Here is an 18,466-nt window from a genome sequence, read left to right as displayed (position 1 = left end):
TGCGCACAGGGTGCATGTAGGGTTGCATGCTTGCAACATCAAAGATGGATCACCCCTGACACGTGTCAACAGGCCGTGATCGGCCCGTGATCTAAGCTGACCGCAATCCCTTACAATCCAATGAAAAACGCCAGCCAGATACAGATCAGCCCGCTGACAAGAACAAGGGCGCCAAATTGCCGGCGCGCGCTTTCGGGCAGCGTGCGCAACACCTCAAGCACCCGTTCGATAAGCGAAGGGGCCAGCACATAGGCCAGCCCCTCCACCAACATCACAAGACCGAGGGCCAAAAGGACCCAAGCCATTACTGACGCGCAATCCCTGTTGAGGCATTGTTCGGGTTGCCGGTCGGCGACTTCAGATAGTTGAAGAACTCCGAGTCCGGCGACAGCACCATGGTCGAGTTCGACCCTTGCAGCGAGCGCTGATATGCGGTCAGCGACCGGTAAAACTCGAAGAAATCCGGGTCCGCACCAAAGGCTTCGGCAAAGATCGCGTTGCGGCGGGCGTCGGCTTCACCGCGGATGATCTCGGCCTGGCGTTCCGCGTCCGAGGTCAGTTCGACCACCGTCCGGTCGGCTTGAGCACGCACCCGCTGGGCCGCTTCGCTACCGCGGGCGCGTTCGTCGGTCGCTTCCCGTTCACGCTCTGCCCGCATTCGTTCGAATGTGGCGTCGAGGTTTTCAGGCGGCAGGTCCGTCCGCTTCACGCGCACGTCGATCACCTCGATGCCTAGCGCACGGGCTTCTGCGATGGCGCCATTGCGGATCCGCAGCATCAGTGCCGCACGGTCCGAGCTGAGAATGTCGTTGGACGACACCGAACCCAGCACTTCGCGCAACTCGTTCCGCAGAATACCGTCGATGCGGCGATCGGCGGACGCCTCGCCACCCGCACCCACGGCCTGACGGAACTGGTTCACATCCACGATCCGGTACCGCGCGAACGCATCAACCACCAAACGACGGTCATCCAGCGGGGTCACCTCCAGCGGTTCCACATCCCGGCTCAGGATGCGGTCGTCATAGCGTACGACCTCCTGAATGAGCGGAATCTTAAACGCCAGGCCGGGGTCTTCCTTGACCGCGACCACGCGACCGAATTGCAGGACAAGTGCCTTTTCACGTTCGTCCACGATATAGATGGATGACAGGCCCACAGCGGCCAGCACCGCGAGGATGGGCAAAAGGAACGCTGATTTTCGCATCAGTTTGCCTCCGCTGTGTTACGGCGCAACTCATTGAGCGGCAGGTAAGGCACGACGCCCTGGCCACCGGCACCTTGGTTCTCGTCCAGGATAATCTTGTCCACGCGGCCAAGCACCTGCTCCATCGTCTCGAGATAGAGACGTTTGCGGGTCACGCCCGGCGCCTTGGCATATTCTTCCAGAACGGCGGCAAAGCGGCTGGCTTCACCTTCGGCCTGGTTGACCTGCTGGGCGCGGTAGGCTTCGGCCTCCTCCAGCAGCTGGGCCGCCTGACCGCGCGCTTCGGCGAGCACACGATTGGCATAGGCATCCGCCACGTTCTGCAAGCGCGTACGTTCCTGTTCGGCGGCCTGCACGTCACGGAAGGCCGCGATCACCGTGTCCGGCGGGTCAGCCCGATCAAAGTTCACGCGGATGATGTTGACGCCACTGCCATAGCTGTCGAGCGTCTCTTGGATCAGATCCTGCAGACGGCCCGCAATCGCACCACGGTCCCGGTTCAGGATCGGTGCGAGGTCAGACTGAGCGATAATCTCGCGCATGGCCGATTCGGATACCGCGCGAATGGTCGGACGCGGATCGCGCAGATTGAACAAGAACTGATCAGGTTCAGTGATGTTCCAGACGACCTGGAAATCGATGTCGACCACGTTCTCATCACCGGTCAGCATCAGGCCCGCGTCACTGCCGCGACCGCCCACACCGATTTCCTCGGTCTGTTCGCGCGTGACCGGGATCACCTCTGCCGTCACAATGGGCCAGGGGGCAAAGTTCAGGCCCGGATCGCCAGTGCGGTAATATTCACCTAGGAAAAGTTCGACTGACTGTTCTTCGGGCCGCACGGTGTAGAAGCTGGCCAGCCCCCACAGAATGATTGCCGCCAGAGCGCCAAGACCGATGGTCCCGCGCGTCAGGAACGGGCCACCGCCCCCGCCAGCGCCACGTCCGCCGCCGGAATTGCCACCGCCGCGACCGCCCATGAGGACACGCAGCTGTTCCTGGCCCTTTTTGACCAGTTCGTCGATTTCGGGGATCTGCGGACCCTCATCACCGGGTCCACGCCCGCCATTGCCGCGGCCACCGCCGCCGCGCGAGCCGTTGCCGCGACCATTGTCGCCGCCGCTGCCGCCCGAGTTTCCGCCACCCCCCCAGGGGCCGCCTGTATTGCCAGCCATGTGGTATTGTTCTCCTCTTGCCGTGCAGCCTGTGCTGCACCTTGCTCCTTAACTGTGCTTTTTGCCCGAAACTTCAAGCAGTCCGCATGGGTGTACGCATGGTCACGATTTCTTCGGACATGGTCGGGTGCACCGCCACGGTCCGGTCGAAATCCTCCTTGGTGGCGCCCATTTTGATGGCGACGCCTGCAAGCTGGATCATCTCGCCCGCATCCGGTGCGACGATGTGACAACCCAGCACTCTGCGCGTCGCCTTGGACACGACGAGTTTCATCAAAACGCGGTCGGGCTGACCTGCAAAAGCGGTGCGCATGGGGCGGAAGGACGTGCAGTAGATCTCGACCTCTTCCTGATCGCGCGCATCCTCTTCGCTCAGGCCCACTGTGCCCATCTCTGGTTGGGTAAAGATGGCGGACGGGATCAGGTCGTGATCCACCGCGGTGGGGTTGTTCTTGAACGCCGTTTCGACAAAGGCCATCCCCTCTCGGATGGCCACGGGCGTGAGGTTCACGCGGTTGGTCACATCACCGATGGCGTAGACGCTGTCGGCGGCTGTTTTGGAAAACTCATCCACGACAATCTCCCCCCGACGGCCGATCTCAATGCCAAGAGCCTCCAGCCCCATGTCGTTGGAGTTGGGATCCCGGCCCGTCGCGAACAGAACTGTGTCATACACGTTTTCGTGGCCTGTCGTCGATTTGACCCAGATCGGCCCGGTATGATCAGGCCGCTCTTCGGTCAAGACGCCGCCATGCGCCATGACCATCTCCTGCTGCGCGCTCGCTCCCATGGCCGCGTCAGACGCGGTGGGGATAGCACCGGAGTGATCCTCGGATGCCGGTCCCATCTGCATGATGTTGGTGCCGGTGAACAGGTTGATCCCCCGCTCGCGCATGGACTCCGCAATCAAGCCGCGCGCTTCGTCGTCAAAGCCGCGCAGGATCTGGGCACCGCGATAGTATTGGGTAACTTCCACGCCCAGCCCGTGCATGATGCAGGCAAATTCGCACGCGATATAGCCGCCGCCGATGATCAGCATCGACTTGGGCAGCTTTTCGAGGTGAAAGATGTCGTCGCTGACAATGCCCAGGTTGGCATTGGGCAGATCCGGCCGCACGGGATGACCACCGGTGGCGATCAGAATGGTCTTGGCGGTCTTTGCCTCACCAGTGGACAGCTCGACAGTGTGGGCATCTTTTAGCTTGGCCCGCGCATCGAACATGTCGACGCCAGAGTTTGCGAGCAGGCTGCGGTACACGCTTTCCAACCGGTCAAGCTCGGTGTTCAGGCGGTCGCGGAACCCCTGCCAGTTGAACTCACCCGCATTCATGGTCCAGCCGTAGGCGTTGGCGACGTCTGCCGTGCCCGAAAACTCGCTGGCAAAGACCATCAGCTTTTTGGGCACGCAGCCGCGGATCACGCAAGTGCCGCCATAGCGGTCGGCTTCGGCCAGCGCCACGCGGGCCCCTGCCTCGCCCGCGGCCACACGGGCCGCGCGCACACCACCGGAGCCGCCCCCGATTACAAAGAGGTCGTAGTCATACTCCGCCATGGGCCTGATCCTCAGTCTGCAAGATCGGTGAACAGATTGTCGCTTTCCAGGAAATCAAGCCTGTCCTGCTCCACCGTGCCTTCATTGATGTCCCGCAATTCGACCCGACCGTCGCCATAGCCGATTACGACAGCGTCACAGATATCGATAAAGAGACCGTTTTCAACCACACCCGGCATCTGGTTGATCACAAGGCTCAGCTGACGGGGGTTGCCAATGCGCTGCAAGTGCAGGTCGAGGATGTGGTTCCCCTCATCCGTGACAAAGGGGCGGCTGCCGTTCATGCGCAACGTCGACTGGCGGCCCAGAACGTCCATGGACACAAGCGTTTCCTCGACCAGCGCCTGCGTGGTTTGCCAGCCAAAGGGGATCACTTCGATCGGCAGGGGAAAGGCACCCAGATGCTCGACCTCCTTGCCGATATCGGCGATCACCACCATTTGATCGGACGCGGTCGCCACGATCTTTTCTTGCAATAACGCGCCGCCACCTCCCTTGATCAGGTTCAGGCTGCCATCGAACTCGTCGGCCCCGTCAATGGTCAGGTCCAGCCACTTGGCTTCATCAAGGCTGATCACATCGATCCCGACCTCGCGGGCCAGGTCCGCCGTGCGGGTGGATGTGGGCACGCCCTTGAACCGCAATCCGCCTTCGCGCACCTGCTCGCCCAGACAGCGCACCAGCCACGCCGCCGTCGATCCGGTGCCGAGGCCCACGCGCATCCCATCCTCGACATAGTCGGCGGCGCGCTTTGCGGCGACGAATTTGGCCTTGTCGATGGGCGACAACTCTCCGGACATATGTGACGACTCCCCAAAGTGTGGGGGGCTTATACGCAGGCACCGCACGGCATGCGACCCCAAAGGCGGCAAATTGCTGCAAGACGCACGCCGCCAGACCGCTCAGGCGGGCGCGCCAAGCAATTGCATCGCCTGCAAAACCTCGTCCAGCAACACGCGGTCATCGCCATTCAGGTCGAATGTCATCATCCCGCGCATTGCAGCGACTGCGCTTTCTGACATGTCCGCATCGGCGCGCTTTACGGCAAAGCTGCGCAACTCGGCCCAGCGCACCGTGCCGTTGCCATCAGCATCAGCGGCACGGTGCCAGACCAAAAGCCGTCCGCGCATGGTTGCAGATGCCGCACGCACCAGAACATCCAGTTCGGCGCGGGTGACGTTGAGGTCATTGTTCAAATCGGCCTCCAACAGGCGGCGCATCTCGCGCGCCCGCAGCCTTGCCCGTTCTGCATCAATTGCCGTTTCGACATCCTCTGCGCTCAGGCCCAGCGGACCGCCATAGCCCAGGATCAGCCCCGCCGCCTCCTGTACGAACCGGTCCGGCCGGTCGCGCATCCGGTCCAGCGTGGCACCGGGCGTGCGCGCAACCAACACATCGACCAGATCCTGCCTAGACAGCTCCTGCGCCAGCGCCGCACGCCACGGCATCAGGCAGGCCAGGACAGACATCAAAATCAGAATCCAGCGCATCGCACATCCTCCTGCCCCACAGACAAGCCCAGCGCGGTAAACGCACGGTTAATGCTGGCCCATTCATCGGCAAATTGGTCGTTTTGAGACATTGGACACGGCAGGGCAAAGGTTACATAGCGCTCATGGTTTACGTTCTGCACTACGCGCCCGACAACGCCTCGCTCATCGTGCGAATTACGCTCGAAGAACTGGGTGTTCCCTATGAAACCGCGCTTGTGGACCGTGCTGCGCGCGCCCACGACGCTGCAGCCTATCGCGCGCTCAACCCCGCAGGACTGATCCCCGCGCTTGAGACGCCGCACGGTGTTATGTTCGAAACCGCTGCCATCCTGTTGTGGCTGGCAGACACCCATGGCCGCATGGCACCGGCACCTTCCGATCCGGCACGCACGCGGTTTCTGAGCAATCTGTTCTTTGTCTCCAACACGCTACACGCTCAGTTACGCATGCTGTTCTACCCTGCGAAATATGTCAGCGACGATGCTCAGGCGCAGCACGGACTGCGGACGCAGGTCACCGCGCCGCGCGGCAGCGCAATGACATTACCGGGCGCGCTGCACATGGTGGATGACTACCTTGCCACGCAGACAATCTCTGCCATGCCATCGATCCTTGACTGCTACATGGCATCGATTGTCCGGTGGTGTGCGATTTACCCGCCTGGCCTGACGTCCTGGTTTGACCTTGCCGCGTATCCCGCCCTATCCCGGCTGGCGGTCCAGATCGAAACCCGACCCGCGGCCCAAGCCGTCGCAACCGCCGAGGGTCTCGGGCCAACGCCCTTCTCCCGCCCAACCCTGCCCACCCCGCCCAAAGGATCCGCCGTCTGATGTTCCTGTCCGTCTTCGAAATGTTCAAGGTCGGCATCGGCCCCTCTTCCTCCCACACGATGGGGCCCATGGTGGCTGCTGCACGCTTTCTGGACATGATGCGTGCCTCGCCCTTTCAATTCGCAGGCGTTCGGGCGTCACTCCACGGCTCGCTTGCGTTTACGGGCGTGGGCCACGCCACGGACCGGGCAACGATCCTCGGCCTCGCCGGGTTCGTGCCGGACACTTACGATCACGACAAGGCCGAAGCGACGCTAGCCGCACTTGCTAAGACGCACACGCTCCATCCCGACAACCTGCCACCCCTCACCTTTGATCCCAATACTGACCTGATCTTCGACTACGACACGCCCCTGCCCGGCCACGCCAATGGTATGATCCTGATGGCGACCGACGCACAAGGTGACGTGACCCTGCGCCAGGTCTTCTATTCCATAGGCGGCGGCTTTGTGATGACCGAGGAAGAGCTGGCCGCGGGCAAAGCCACGGACGAAGGTGCGCCAGTCCCCTACCCATTCAAGTCCGCCGCCGAGATGCTGGACATGGCCGAAGCGTCGGGCAAATCCATCGCCCAGATGAAACGCGCCAACGAGGTGTCGCGCAACGGCGATCCGCATCTGCGGTCCGGGACAAAGCGGCTCTGGCAGGTGATGCGCGACTGTATCGACCGGGGACTGAGCACAGAAGGCACGCTACCCGGCGGTCTGCAGGTCAAACGCCGCGCCAAGGGGATCCACGACAAGCTGATGGCTGAGCGCGGCATGAACCTGACCGCGCCCCACACGATCAACGACTGGATGAGCGTCTATGCCATGGCCGTGAACGAGGAAAACGCCGCAGGCGGCCAGGTGGTGACGGCGCCCACAAACGGAGCCGCCGGCGTGCTGCCCGCCACCCTGCGCTACTATCTCGACCACGTCCCCGGCGCGTCCGAAGCGCATGTGGAGGACTTCCTGCTCACCGCCGCCGCCATCGGCGGGCTGGTCAAATACAACGCCTCGATCTCGGGCGCTGAAGCAGGATGCCAGGCCGAAGTCGGGAGTGCCGCCGCCATGGCCGCCGCCGGGCTCTGCGCCGTAATGGGCGGCACGGCGCAGCAAATCGAGAACGCCGCCGAAATCGCGCTCGAGCACCACCTCGGCATGACCTGCGATCCGGTCAAAGGGCTGGTGCAAGTGCCCTGCATCGAACGCAACGGCCTGGGCGCGATCAAGGCGGTGAGTGCCGCCAGCCTCGCCCTGCGCGGCGACGGCACCCACCTCGTGCCCCTCGATGCCTGCATAGAAACTATGCGACAGACCGGGGCGGACATGAGCGAGAAGTACAAGGAGACGTCGCTCGGCGGCCTCGCGGTCAACGTGCCCAACTGCTGAAGCCTTTCTCCGCGTGAAAAGCGAAAGCCGCGCGAGCCATCGGCGACGTTTGTCTGCGCAGCCAGGAGACTTCCGCGCATACATGCTCCACGGGGTGGCTGGCAGCTTTTACCACTGGCCGCGTCTGCCTGCGCAGCCGCGGCCAATTTGTCTTGCTGAAGCCGAAGCTGACGCATCCAAGGGTCGGCGGGTGGGCGAATTGGCACAGCCAAGAGAGCACCCCCGGCCAGAACTCCAAACCGCTGACGCCGAACCGCGTCAACAACGCCCCAAACCAATTGTTGCACTCCGTTCACCAGCGGTTAGCGTAGCGCCATGGCTCAGGACCGCCCTCTTCTCGGCATCCTTCTGATGCTGGGCTTTTGCATCGTGGCTCCGGTCGGGGACGCGGTGGCCAAGGTGTTGGGCCAATCGGTTCCGCTCAGCCAGCTCGTCCTGATCCGCTTTGCCGTGCAGGTCATCATCCTCGTCCCCATCGTCTGGGCCGGACGCCGGCTGTGGCGGATGCGCGGGCGCGTCTTTCGACTGACACTGTTTCGGACGGTCCTGCACATCCTCGGCATCGGCGCCATGTTCACCGCCCTGCAATATCTACCACTCGCGGACGCCGTCGCCATCGCCTTTGTCATGCCCTTCATCATGCTGCTGCTGGGCAAATACGTCCTGGGGGAAGAGGTCGGCAGCCGCCGCTTGATGGCCTGCATCGTCGGGTTCATTGGCACATTGCTGGTCGTACAGCCCAGCTTTGTCGAGGTGGGCTGGCCCGCGCTGCTGCCCGTATTTGTGGCCATCAACTTTTCGGTTTTCATGCTCGTCACGCGCCAGATTGCAAAGGAAACGGACCCGATCGGCCTGCAGGCCGTCAGCGGTATGATGGCAGTCGTGATCATGGGACCGCTCGTGTTTCTCCTGCAGGGCCGCGACATCCCTGGCATCGAACTGATCCGGCCCGACAGCATGGAATGGACGCTGCTGCTGGCGATCGGCTTGCTGGGCACTCTCGCGCATCTGCTGATGACATGGTCGCTGCGCTACGCGCCCTCGGCCACACTGGCGCCGATGCAATATCTGGAAATCCCCTTTGCCACGATCATCGGCTTCATCGTGTTCCGCGACCTACCGAACGGGCTTGCCGCGGTCGGCATCTGCATCACGATTGCGGCGGGGTTATACATCGTGCTGCGCGAGCGGGCCATCGCGCGTCTGGCAGCGCCTGCACCAGCGCCTGCGTAACAGGCTTCAGACAACGGCGCGGCGCGATCAGGATCATGGTTGGCTGCTTCATGGTCAGCGACACCGGACCCTCCGCCTCATTGGATGTGCCGATCCGTTCAATCGGATCAAACTGCAGCCCGTCAATTGGCCAGCGCAGCCCGATGGACGTGCCCTGAACCGGCGCCAGCGGCACCAGCGACACAACGTCACCCGGCAGGGTCGGCAGGTCCAGTCGCGGCGGGCACAGCATCACGATCTCGTCCTGCCCAAGCAGAATACACGCACGCTCCGGATACCGGGCCAGCACGCTCAGACAGCCGAGCTGATGATCCACACGCCCGCCCAGAAACCCTACGGCCAGCACAATCGGGGCAGAGATATGACGCAACGCCTTGTCGAAATCCGTGCTGTCCTGCTCCGCGATATGGTGCTGCCGCTCTAGCGGTATGTGCGCCAGAACGTCCGCCGACACGGAATCGAAATCCCCGATCACAGCATCCAGCGCGACCCCAGCCTGCACGGTCAGGGCGGCACCGCCGTCGGCGGCGACAAAGTGGCGGGCTAGGGCCTGCACGGCTTCAACATCGGCCATGCTGGCCTCTCCGCCGCCGAACAGGGCCACGGGATCATCACTTTGAATGAGGGGTGGAATCATGGCAAATTAATGCAACTTTCGGAAATAGATCACAATGTCGCCCTGAAATGATACCGTTCATGGCACAGATTCGGGCCGGTTTCGCCCGGCATAACCCCTAGTCAGATCTTTGCATATCAGCAGAGGACGAGCATCCGATGATGAATAATAATAAGATTTTGACAGTCTCCTACGGCACGTTCTCGTGCACGTTGGAAGGATTCGACGACAGCTTTGGCACGATGAAGGCGATTGCGGAGTATTTCCGCGACCTTGCCGCCGACGACAGGTATTTCGGCGCCGAACCGCCCCAACCCGATGCCGAGATGTTGGCCCGTATCGCGGAACGCGAGATCTCGCGCCGCGTCGAAGCACGGCAACAGGAAGGTCGCATTTTCCTGAGCGCAGAAGCGCAAACGCCAGAGGCCAGCGTGGCATCTCCCGCCGCCCTCGCCGCAGCAATCGCAGCGCCCGCAGTTGCCCGCGCAGCAGATCCGGCACCGGAACCTCAGGCAGCATCCCCGGAAGTCGACGCAGCCGCCGCCACGGAGCAGGCAGCGCCGACCATTGAGGAAGAGAAAGCAGCGGGCTTGGAGGTCGCCGAGGCGCCTCAAGAGGCCGCACCGCTGGACGCAGCACCCGTTGCCGCAGAGCCGGTAGAAGTCGAAGCAGTGGACGCTGAACCAGTACAGGCAGCCGAAGCCGAAGCCGAAGCCGAAGCCGAAGCCGAAGCCGAAGCCGAAGCCGAAGCCGAAGCCGAAGAGTTCTTTGCCAGCGCACAGGCGGATACAACCTCCTTCGAGGACGAAACGGTCGACGCCGAACCTGTTGCCGCGCCTGTCTCCAACGCTCCTCCTGCGCCCGACAGCATCGCCGCGAAGCTGCAGCGCATCCGCGCCGTTGTGTCGCAAAGCCAAGAAGAGGCGGAAGAAGACGACATGTTCGAAGACGAACACGCCGATGCTTTCACCGCCACTGCAGATGAGGCCGACGCAGAACCGCAGCCGACACAGGAAATTGCAATAGAGGATCAGGACGCTGCACCCACCGCAGCAGATGAAGACGACGATCCCATCGCAGACATCCTTGCCCGTTTCGAAAACGAGAGCGCGAACGAAGACGCTATAGAGGCCGCCGCGGATGCCGCGCTCACAGCAGCGGCGCCAGAGGTAGACACTGAGGCGGAAGCCGAAGATCCAACCCAGCCTGAGCCCATGATTGAAAGGGCGCAGGACGATGAGGAAGGTCTTGGTCTCGACACACTCGCTGCCCTGATGGCCGCAGATGATGAACAGCCCATTGCGGACGAAGACAAAGATGACAACATCTTTGATGAGGCGGCGGAGGAAGCCGCAGCGGACGTCGCCCCGGCCAAACCCCGCGCCCGTGTCATCAAGGTCAAGCGCGCCGACATCGACGCCGCCATTGCAAGCGGCGCACTCGAAGAGGTGACAGAAGACGACGCACCTGCGGGCAGCACCCTGTCCGAGGCGGAAGAGGCTGAACTCCTCGCCGACTTGGCCGAGGTCGAGGCCGAACTGCCAGAGGTGGACGGCGCCGAACAAGGCGACACCGCAGCCGATGACGCCGTGTCTGACACAGTTGAAGCCGTTGAGGATGAGACGCTCGAAGACACGACGGATCAGGTCGCCGCCGACGCGGATGCCGAAGCGGTCAAGGATGACGACGTGCAACGACTGATGGCCGAAGCCGACAATCAGATGGAAGAGCCCGAAGGCTCGCGCCGCCGCAATGCCTTCCAACACCTCAAGGCCGCCGTCATGGCGAAAAAGGCCGACGCTGATATCGGGAAAAAGGACGAACAGGAAGAGGGCGCATTCCGCTCCGACCTGGCATCCGTCGTCAAACCGCGCCGCCCCGCCGCGCGCCGGGACGGCGCCGCACGCCCGGGCACCGACCGCCCGGCGCCGCTCAAGCTGGTGGCCGAACAGCGCGTCGACATCGACGCAGCCCCCAAAGGCCCCGTCAGCCCCCGCCGCGTTGCCGCTGTGCAAGAGGCGGCCAACTCCGAGGACGCAGGCAGCTTTGCAGACTACGCCGCGGAAATGGGCGCGACCGACCTACCCGCCCTGCTTGAAGCGGCGGCAAGCTACCTGAGTTTCGTCGAGGGCCGCGACCAGTTTTCGCGCCCGCAACTGATGACCAAGGTGCGTCAGGTGGAGCAGGATGATTTCAGCCGCGAAGATGGCTTGCGCTCCTTCGGCCAGCTCTTGCGCGCGGGCAAGATCGAAAAGATCAAAGGCGGCCGCTTTGCCGTCACCGGCGACATCGGCTACCGCCCGGATCAACGCGAAGCGGGCTGATCCCAATATAGAACCGAAAATCAGGGCGGTTCCAACGGGCCGCCCTTTCCTATTCGGCTTCCTGCGGCACGTCCGCACAAAAGATCAGTTTGTTGCCAAAGGGATCATCAATAGTCATGTCGTCCATATGCCAGGGCTGTCGCTGCACTCCGGGGCGCGCATGCCGATACTTTTTGGCATTCAGCGCCGCGCAATAAGCGTGTACGTCGTCTACGCCGATCCGAATAGACGCACCCGGACTGGCATCCCCGAAATGCTCCGACAGGTGCAATTCGCACGCACCCAGGCGCACACCCATGTAGAGCGGCGTGCCTGGTTCGAAACGGAACTCGAACGTCACCTCGAACCCGAGGAAATCTAGGTAAAACGCGCGCGCCTGCGCCTCGTTAAAACTACGCAGGATCGGGATCGGTGAGGAAAATCGGGGCATGGAGGTGTCCTTTGTCCGGGGCACCACCACAATAGCACATGTTCAGGCGTCAGGGTCCGCCTGACCGATCCCCTTGAACACCGCCTTCAACGGGAACGCCCAAAGCACCCCAAGCCCGACATACACAAGCAACTCCACCAGCACAGAGGGCCGCTCGAACAGAGCAACAATGTTGACCGCTACGATGATATAGAGTGGCAGCCCCACGATCAGGATCAGCAGCGACAGTCGTTTTCGGGTCTTGTAGCGCAGCGCCATGGGGCCTCCCTAGTCGGCAAACGGGTCCCGGACCAGGATCGTGTCCTCGCGCTCGGGCGAGGTTGAGAGTAGGGCGACCGGGCAGTCGATCAACTCCTCGACCCGGCGCACATACTTGATGGCGTTGGCGGGCAGGTCGGCCCAACTGCGCGCACCCTCGGTCGATTCCGACCAGCCTGGCATCTCTTCGTAGACAGGCGTGCAGCGCGCCTGTTGGTCGGCGGCGGTGGGCAGGTAATCTAGTGTCTCGCCATCCAGTTCGTAGCCCACACAGATCTTCAGCGTCTCGAAGCCGTCCAGTACATCCAGCTTGGTCAGCGAAATCCCGTTCACACCGCTCGTGGCACAGGTCTGGCGCACAAGGCAGGCATCAAACCACCCGCAGCGCCGCTTGCGCCCCGTGGTGGTGCCAAACTCATGCCCCCGCTCACCCAGGCGCTGCCCGTCGTCATCCTCCAACTCGGTCGGAAACGGCCCTTCGCCCACACGGGTGGTATAGGCCTTTACGATCCCCAGCACGAAATCAATGCTGCCCGGGCCCATGCCGACGCCGGTCGCAGCCTGCCCCGCAATCACGTTGGACGAGGTGACAAAGGGATATGTCCCGAAATCAATGTCCAGAAGTGCGCCTTGCGCCCCTTCGAACAGGATACGCTTGCCCGCCTTGCGCGCTTCGTTCATCACTTTCCAAACGGGGGCCGCATATTCGAGAATAGCGGGCGCCACGTCTTTCAGCTTGGCAATCAACGCATCACGGTCCACGGGGTCCAAACCCAGTCCCCGCCGCAGCGCATCGTGGTGAACCAAGGCACGGTCCACCCGCAATTCCAGCGTCGTCTGGTCGGCCAGATCCGCCACACGGACCACACGGCGGCCCACCTTGTCTTCGTAAGCCGGGCCAATGCCGCGACCCGTCGTCCCAATCTTCGCCACAGAATTCTGCGATTCCCGCGCACGGTCCAACTCGCCATGAATGGGCAGGATCAGCGGCGTGTTCTCGGCAATCATCAGGGTCGCGGGCGTGATCTCGACCCCCTGCCCGCGCAGCGTCTCGATCTCGGACACAAGATGCCAGGGGTCCAGCACCACACCGTTGCCGATGACGCTCAGCTTGCCGCCGCGCACAACACCAGACGGCAGCGCATGGAGCTTGTAGACCTCGCCATCAATAACCAGCGTGTGACCGGCATTGTGCCCGCCTTGAAAGCGCGCGATCACATCCGCCCGCTCGCTCAGCCAATCGACAATCTTGCCCTTGCCCTCGTCGCCCCATTGCGCGCCGACAACCACCACATTGGCCATTTGATGCCCTTTCAGAAAGCAAACCCGCGCCCGTATACCGATGCGCGGCCCAGAGGCAAACCGCTATCTCGTCTTCTTCCTACTAAAAATACGCGCCCCGGAGGCTCCCGCAGCTTGCAGCACGCGCCACATCCGGTCCATCAAAGCATCACTACGACCAAGGAACCGCACTATGGGCTTTCTCGCACGCTGGCTTTTTGCCTTCGGCCTCCTCGCCGCGACATACAATCCCACCGAATACAACTACGTGTCCTGGGCCCTGCAGTATGGGTCGGCCAACCTGTCCATCGCCGTGTTGTGCGGGCTACTTCTGCTGATCTGTTACATCATCTACCTGCGCGCCACGCTCCGCTCCATCGGCGGCTTTGGGGTGGCACTGGTGCTTGCAGTGGTCGGCGCCGGGCTCTGGGTGCTTTCCGATCTGGGCCTACTCGCGCTCGATAACAACAGCGTTAACACATGGCTGGGGCTGTTTGCATTGTCTCTGGTTCTGGGCATTGGCCTGAACTGGAGCCACGTGCGCCGCAGGCTTTCCGGTCAGACCGACATGGATGATGTCGACGAGCTGTAAGGGGGCCTGCCCCCTCGGCTTGCGGCCTCACCCCCGGAGTTTATCTGGCAAAGTGAAAGCTCAATCGAGCGTGACAGGTGCGCCATGGGGCGTGCGGAGATAGGCCGCCTCCCACGCCGCGCGCATGTCGCGAAGCGCCGTCGCCTCGGCAGCGCCTGTTTCCGTCAGAAGGGTTTCCAGTGTTGCGAGCCACGCCATGAAATAGTCGTCGCCGCCGTTCAGCTCTTTCTCCAGCCCGTGCCGTTTGAGCGTTGCGCCGAAGCGCTCCGCCCAGTCGGACCACGCAAAATGCCCCGCCTCGTTCAGATGCACGGTCAGCGCAAAAAGCTGCGCGTGCCACGGCGCTTCGAAAACAGGTTCGGGCCTCATGGTGCCGACAGATAGCTTTGCCAAAGGTCGAGGATCACCTCGTCGTCGGGATGTTCCGGGTGCGCCCAGAGGTCCCGCGCCTTGACAGCCACCGCATAAAGCGGCTCAGGCGCCTCACCCAGCCGGTGTGCATTGCTGTCGGGCAAGACATGCGCGCCATGTAGGCGGACAATCGTCCCGGTGGCCCCGGCTGCGTAAGACGGCAGCCGTGTGTGCCCGCCGGACACCATCACGTTCTCGGGGACAGAACGGATCTGGACCTCATCGCCCACAGCAAAGATCGGGGCGATATTGCTGTCGCGCGTCGCAGGCCCGCCATTGGCCAGAACGCCCGCGACCGCCGCTGCGGCCAATCGTTTGTCAGCCAGGTCACTCGCGCCATCGGACGTGCCCTGTTCCAACTCCGCGCGGGTCACGGCCCCTGTCTCGACCAGCAAATCCGCCAGAGCGGCCATCCACTTTTCATAGTAGGAGAACCGCCCATAATCCTTGGGCGTCAGCCGTTCGCGGGCATGGCGCGAAATGTCGAGGTTCCAAAGCCCCAGCGATCCACAAGCCAGAGTGATCGCCAGCGCACGCGGATGCCAGTCGGCGTGAAACTTCACATGTTCAGGCTCGGACACAACCGGTCCATCACCGAACCGTCCGCCCATATCGTGGATGCGTGTCATGGGCGGGCCGCCAATCCGCAGCCGATCATGCTGTCGCGTGTGACAAGCGCCGTCAGCGCGGCCTCGTCCATGTCATCGGTGCCCTCGGGCCGCTTAGGCAGCACCAGATACCGCACCTCAGCAGTCGAATCCCAAACCCGCACAGCCTGCTCCTTATGCAGCGTCACACCGAACTCCGCCAGCACCTTGCGCGGCTCACGCACGGCCCGCGCCCGATAGGCGTCCGATTTGTACCAGCCCGGCGGGATGCCCAACAGTGGCCACGGGTAACAAGAGCAGAGCGTGCAGACGATCACGTTGTGGACGGATTCCGTGTTCTCTACCACCACCATGTGTTCGCCCTGACGGCCATAGTACCCCATCTCCGCCAGCACCGGGTCAGCATTCTCCAGCAACGCAGCCTTGAAATCAGGATCGGACCAGGCACGCGCGACCACGTGCGCGCCGTTCTTTGGCCCGATCTTGTTTTCATAGGTGTCGATGATCTCGTCCAGAGCGGCGGGATCAATCAGCCCCTTCTGCGTCAGGATGGTTTCCAGCGCCTTGACCCGCAGCGCAGGGTCCGGGGGCAGCAGCGAATGCGGGTGATCGTGGTCGGAATGGTCATGTGGCATGACCCGATCATGGGCCGCCCCACCGTCAATTGTCCAGAGGCCCAAACCGCCCTTGCCCCCCATCCCAAACTTGCTTAGATACCGCCCATCGCGCAGCAGAGAGCCAAACGCTTCCATGGAAAACGTCGTCCTGATCATCCACCTGATCCTCGCCCTCGGCCTGATCGCCGTGGTGCTGATGCAGCGCTCCGAAGGGGGTGGGCTTGGCATGGGCGGCGGTGGCGGCGGCGCGACCGCGGGACGCCCCCCGGCCACGGCACTGGGCAAGGTGACATGGCTTTTGGGCATTGCGTTCACCATCACCTCGATCACGCTCACGATAATTGCGGCGCAAAATGCGTCCGGCACCTCGGTGATTGACCAACTGGGCATTACGCCGCCCGCACAGAACGTGCCCGGGGACGATCTGGTGCCGCCGGGCAGTGACCTGCTGCCCCCCAGTGCGGATGACAGCGCACCGCTGGTGCCAAGCGCCGACTAAACAAAACCTTGCGGGCACGGGAAAAGCTGCAACATCATGTTGCGGCATCCTTGCCCCTTTGAACCGAATCCTGCTATACTGAGGCCCCGTGGGGAACGCATTCTGCGCGTTCACTCACAGCGGCTTTTGGCCAGACTGAACCACGGGGGATGCACCGAACATGGCACGCTATATTTTCATCACGGGCGGCGTTGTGTCATCGCTGGGCAAGGGGCTCGCCTCAGCCGCTTTGGGTGCGCTTTTGCAGGCGCGCGGCTTCTCCGTACGTCTGCGCAAGCTGGACCCCTATCTGAACGTCGATCCCGGCACCATGTCGCCGTTTGAGCATGGCGAGGTGTTTGTCACCGACGACGGCGCCGAAACCGACCTCGACCTCGGCCACTATGAACGCTTCACCGGCGTCGCCGCCCGCAAGACCGATTCCGTCTCCTCGGGCCGCATTTATTCCAACGTCCTCGAAAAGGAGCGGCGCGGCGACTACCTGGGCAAAACGATCCAGGTGATCCCCCATGTCACGAACGAGATCAAGGATTTCATCGAGATCGGCGATGACGAGGTCGACTTCATGCTCTGCGAGATCGGCGGCACCGTGGGCGACATCGAAGGTCTGCCCTTCTTCGAAGCCATCCGCCAGTTCAGCCAGGACAAACCGCGCGGCCAGTGCATCTTTATGCACCTGACGCTGCTGCCCTACATCGCCGCCTCGGGCGAGTTGAAGACCAAACCGACCCAACACAGCGTGAAAGAACTCCGCTCCATCGGCATCGCGCCCGACATCCTGGTCTGCCGGTCCGAGGGGCCGATCCCCGCCAAGGAGCGCGAGAAGGTGGCCCTCTTCTGCAACGTGCGCCCCGACAGCGTGATTGCCGCCCAAGACCTTAGCACCATCTACGATGCCCCCCTCGCCTACCACGCCGAGGGGCTGGACCAGGCCGTGCTCGACGCCTTCCAGATCTCGCCCGCGCCCAAACCCGACCTCAGCAAATGGGAAGACGTGTCTGACCGCATCCACAACGCCGAAGGCGAAGTAAAGGTTGCCATCGTCGGCAAATACACCCAGCTCGAAGACGCCTATAAATCGATTGCCGAGGCGCTGACCCATGGCGGCATGGCCAACCGGGTCAAAGTGAAAGTCGAATGGGTTGACGCGGAACTTTTCGACAACGAAGACCCGGCACCCCACCTCGAAGGGTTCAACGCCATCCTCGTCCCTGGTGGCTTTGGCGAACGCGGGACCGAGGGCAAGATCAAGGCCGCAGAATTCGCCCGCACCCGCAAGGTGCCGTATCTGGGCATCTGTCTGGGCATGCAAATGGCCGTGATCGAAGCGGCGCGCAATGTCGCGGGCCTCAAGGCCGCAGGGTCCGAGGAATTTGACCACGAAGCGGGCAAAAAGCGCTTCGAGCCGGTTGTTTACCACCTCAAGGAATGGGTGCAGGGCAATCACAAGGTCGAACGCAAGGTCGGCGACGACAAAGGCGGCACCATGCGGCTTGGAGCTTATGACGCCACGCTGACCGACGGCTCACGGGTAGCACAAGTCTATGGCACCACGGCCATCGACGAACGCCACCGCCACCGCTACGAGGTGGACATCAAATACCGCGAACAGCTTGAAAAAGCGGGCCTTTGCTTCTCCGGCATGTCACCTGACGGTCGCCTGCCCGAGATTGTGGAATGGACGGATCATCCGTGGTTCATCGGCGTGCAGTTCCACCCCGAGCTTAAATCCAAGCCCTTCGATCCCCACCCGCTCTTCGAGGATTTCGTGCGCGCGGCCAAGGATGTCAGCCGACTGGTTTGACTTACCCTTCAGCAATCTGCCACATCGGACATCAAAACGCCCGTAGGGTGTGCGGTTCCGGCATCCCGACGATGCCGGGTTCGCGCACCACGCACCCAAACCGCAAAAATGGTGCGACATTCTGTCCACCCGTCCTACACTCTTTGCCAACACTCTCTCGGCA

The 18,466-nt window shown here is 62.6% G+C and carries 20 protein-coding genes; 7 read left to right on the top strand and 13 right to left on the bottom strand.

Features of this window, described 5'->3' with window-relative positions:
• Nucleotides 1–110: 110 nt before the first annotated feature.
• The 6 genes from FD715_RS00880 to FD715_RS00855 form a co-directional block, all read right to left on the bottom strand.
• Entirely contained in the window at nt 111–305 is a 195-nt protein-coding gene (locus FD715_RS00880) for a DUF2065 domain-containing protein (protein WP_039682458.1), read from the bottom strand.
• Nucleotides 305–1,207, bottom strand: coding sequence for a protease modulator HflC (gene hflC, locus FD715_RS00875; RefSeq protein WP_147103842.1), 903 nt, complete (start codon nt 1,205–1,207; stop codon nt 305–307). Before hflC ends, FD715_RS00880 begins: the two co-directional genes overlap by 1 nt.
• Entirely contained in the window at nt 1,207–2,382 is a 1,176-nt protein-coding gene (gene hflK / locus FD715_RS00870; RefSeq protein ID WP_147103839.1) for an FtsH protease activity modulator HflK, read from the bottom strand. Before hflK ends, hflC begins: the two co-directional genes overlap by 1 nt.
• Nucleotides 2,383–2,455: 73 nt before the next feature.
• Complete coding sequence (locus FD715_RS00865) at nt 2,456–3,934, bottom strand: FAD-dependent oxidoreductase (RefSeq protein ID WP_147103836.1); 1,479 nt, start codon at nt 3,932–3,934, stop codon at nt 2,456–2,458.
• Nucleotides 3,935–3,945: 11 nt separating this feature from the next.
• A complete protein-coding gene (gene rpiA, locus FD715_RS00860) occupies nt 3,946–4,734 on the bottom strand; it encodes a ribose-5-phosphate isomerase RpiA (RefSeq protein WP_147103833.1) in 789 nt (262 codons plus the stop codon).
• 102 nt (nt 4,735–4,836) lie between these two features.
• Complete coding sequence (locus FD715_RS00855; protein ID WP_147103830.1) at nt 4,837–5,424, bottom strand: hypothetical protein; 588 nt, start codon at nt 5,422–5,424, stop codon at nt 4,837–4,839.
• 125 nt (nt 5,425–5,549) lie between these two features.
• On the opposite strand from FD715_RS00855, the gene FD715_RS00850 reads away from it, so the two are divergent.
• From FD715_RS00850 to FD715_RS00840, 3 genes are all read left to right on the top strand, one after another.
• On the top strand, nt 5,550–6,257 hold the full coding sequence (locus FD715_RS00850) for a glutathione S-transferase family protein (protein ID WP_147103827.1): 708 nt from the start codon (nt 5,550–5,552) through the stop codon (nt 6,255–6,257).
• Entirely contained in the window at nt 6,257–7,630 is a 1,374-nt protein-coding gene (locus FD715_RS00845) for an L-serine ammonia-lyase (RefSeq protein WP_147103825.1), read from the top strand. Before FD715_RS00850 ends, FD715_RS00845 begins: the two co-directional genes overlap by 1 nt.
• 315 nt (nt 7,631–7,945) lie before the next feature.
• Nucleotides 7,946–8,863, top strand: a complete 918-nt coding sequence (locus FD715_RS00840) for a DMT family transporter (RefSeq protein WP_147103822.1) — start codon at nt 7,946–7,948, stop codon at nt 8,861–8,863.
• On the opposite strand, the gene FD715_RS00835 is transcribed toward FD715_RS00840, so the two are convergent.
• Entirely contained in the window at nt 8,781–9,500 is a 720-nt protein-coding gene (locus FD715_RS00835; RefSeq protein ID WP_147103819.1) for a thiamine diphosphokinase, read from the bottom strand. The two genes, FD715_RS00840 and FD715_RS00835, sit on opposite strands and share 83 nt — an antisense overlap.
• A gap of 137 nt (nt 9,501–9,637) precedes the next feature.
• Between FD715_RS00835 and FD715_RS22420 the strand changes: the two genes are divergently transcribed.
• Nucleotides 9,638–11,803, top strand: coding sequence for a hypothetical protein (locus FD715_RS22420; RefSeq protein WP_189799382.1), 2,166 nt, complete (start codon nt 9,638–9,640; stop codon nt 11,801–11,803).
• 49 nt (nt 11,804–11,852) lie between these two features.
• Here FD715_RS22420 and FD715_RS00820 read toward each other — a convergent pair whose 3' ends face one another.
• The 3 genes from FD715_RS00820 to FD715_RS00810 are packed head-to-tail and all read right to left on the bottom strand — an operon-like array spanning nt 11,853 to nt 13,793.
• Nucleotides 11,853–12,233, bottom strand: a complete 381-nt coding sequence (locus tag FD715_RS00820) for a glyoxalase superfamily protein (protein ID WP_147103811.1) — start codon at nt 12,231–12,233, stop codon at nt 11,853–11,855.
• Nucleotides 12,234–12,275: 42 nt separating this feature from the next.
• On the bottom strand, nt 12,276–12,491 hold the full coding sequence (locus tag FD715_RS00815) for a DUF2842 domain-containing protein (RefSeq protein ID WP_147103807.1): 216 nt from the start codon (nt 12,489–12,491) through the stop codon (nt 12,276–12,278).
• A gap of 9 nt (nt 12,492–12,500) precedes the next feature.
• On the bottom strand, nt 12,501–13,793 hold the full coding sequence (locus FD715_RS00810) for an adenylosuccinate synthase (protein WP_147103803.1): 1,293 nt from the start codon (nt 13,791–13,793) through the stop codon (nt 12,501–12,503).
• A 172-nt stretch (nt 13,794–13,965) separates the two neighbouring features.
• On the opposite strand from FD715_RS00810, the gene FD715_RS00805 reads away from it, so the two are divergent.
• Nucleotides 13,966–14,364, top strand: coding sequence for a DUF6524 family protein (locus FD715_RS00805; RefSeq protein WP_147103800.1), 399 nt, complete (start codon nt 13,966–13,968; stop codon nt 14,362–14,364).
• 60 nt (nt 14,365–14,424) lie between these two features.
• On the opposite strand, the gene FD715_RS00800 is transcribed toward FD715_RS00805, so the two are convergent.
• Genes FD715_RS00800 through nthA form a run of 3 tightly spaced genes read right to left on the bottom strand, consistent with a single transcriptional unit; the run spans nt 14,425 to nt 16,018 of the window.
• A complete protein-coding gene (locus FD715_RS00800) occupies nt 14,425–14,733 on the bottom strand; it encodes a nitrile hydratase accessory protein (protein WP_147103797.1) in 309 nt (102 codons plus the stop codon).
• Nucleotides 14,730–15,404, bottom strand: coding sequence for a nitrile hydratase subunit beta (nthB, locus tag FD715_RS00795; RefSeq protein WP_147103794.1), 675 nt, complete (start codon nt 15,402–15,404; stop codon nt 14,730–14,732). Before nthB ends, FD715_RS00800 begins: the two co-directional genes overlap by 4 nt.
• The gene (gene nthA, locus FD715_RS00790) at nt 15,401–16,018 is read right to left on the bottom strand and encodes a nitrile hydratase subunit alpha (protein ID WP_147105114.1); all 618 of its coding nucleotides are present in this window, start codon (nt 16,016–16,018) and stop codon (nt 15,401–15,403) included. The genes nthB and nthA overlap by 4 nt, the downstream gene beginning before the upstream one ends.
• A gap of 115 nt (nt 16,019–16,133) precedes the next feature.
• On the opposite strand from nthA, the gene secG reads away from it, so the two are divergent.
• On the top strand, nt 16,134–16,499 hold the full coding sequence (secG, locus tag FD715_RS00785; RefSeq protein ID WP_147103791.1) for a preprotein translocase subunit SecG: 366 nt from the start codon (nt 16,134–16,136) through the stop codon (nt 16,497–16,499).
• 160 nt (nt 16,500–16,659) lie between these two features.
• Nucleotides 16,660–18,303, top strand: a complete 1,644-nt coding sequence (locus tag FD715_RS00780) for a CTP synthase (RefSeq protein WP_147103787.1) — start codon at nt 16,660–16,662, stop codon at nt 18,301–18,303.
• Nucleotides 18,304–18,466 lie beyond the last annotated feature (163 nt).

The sequence above is a fragment of the Tateyamaria sp. syn59 genome (assembly GCF_007995245.1).
Classification (GTDB): Bacteria; Pseudomonadota; Alphaproteobacteria; order Rhodobacterales; family Rhodobacteraceae; genus Tateyamaria.
The sequence above is the reverse complement of the archived record's forward strand: the minus strand, read 5'-3'. Positions and strand labels throughout refer to the sequence as shown.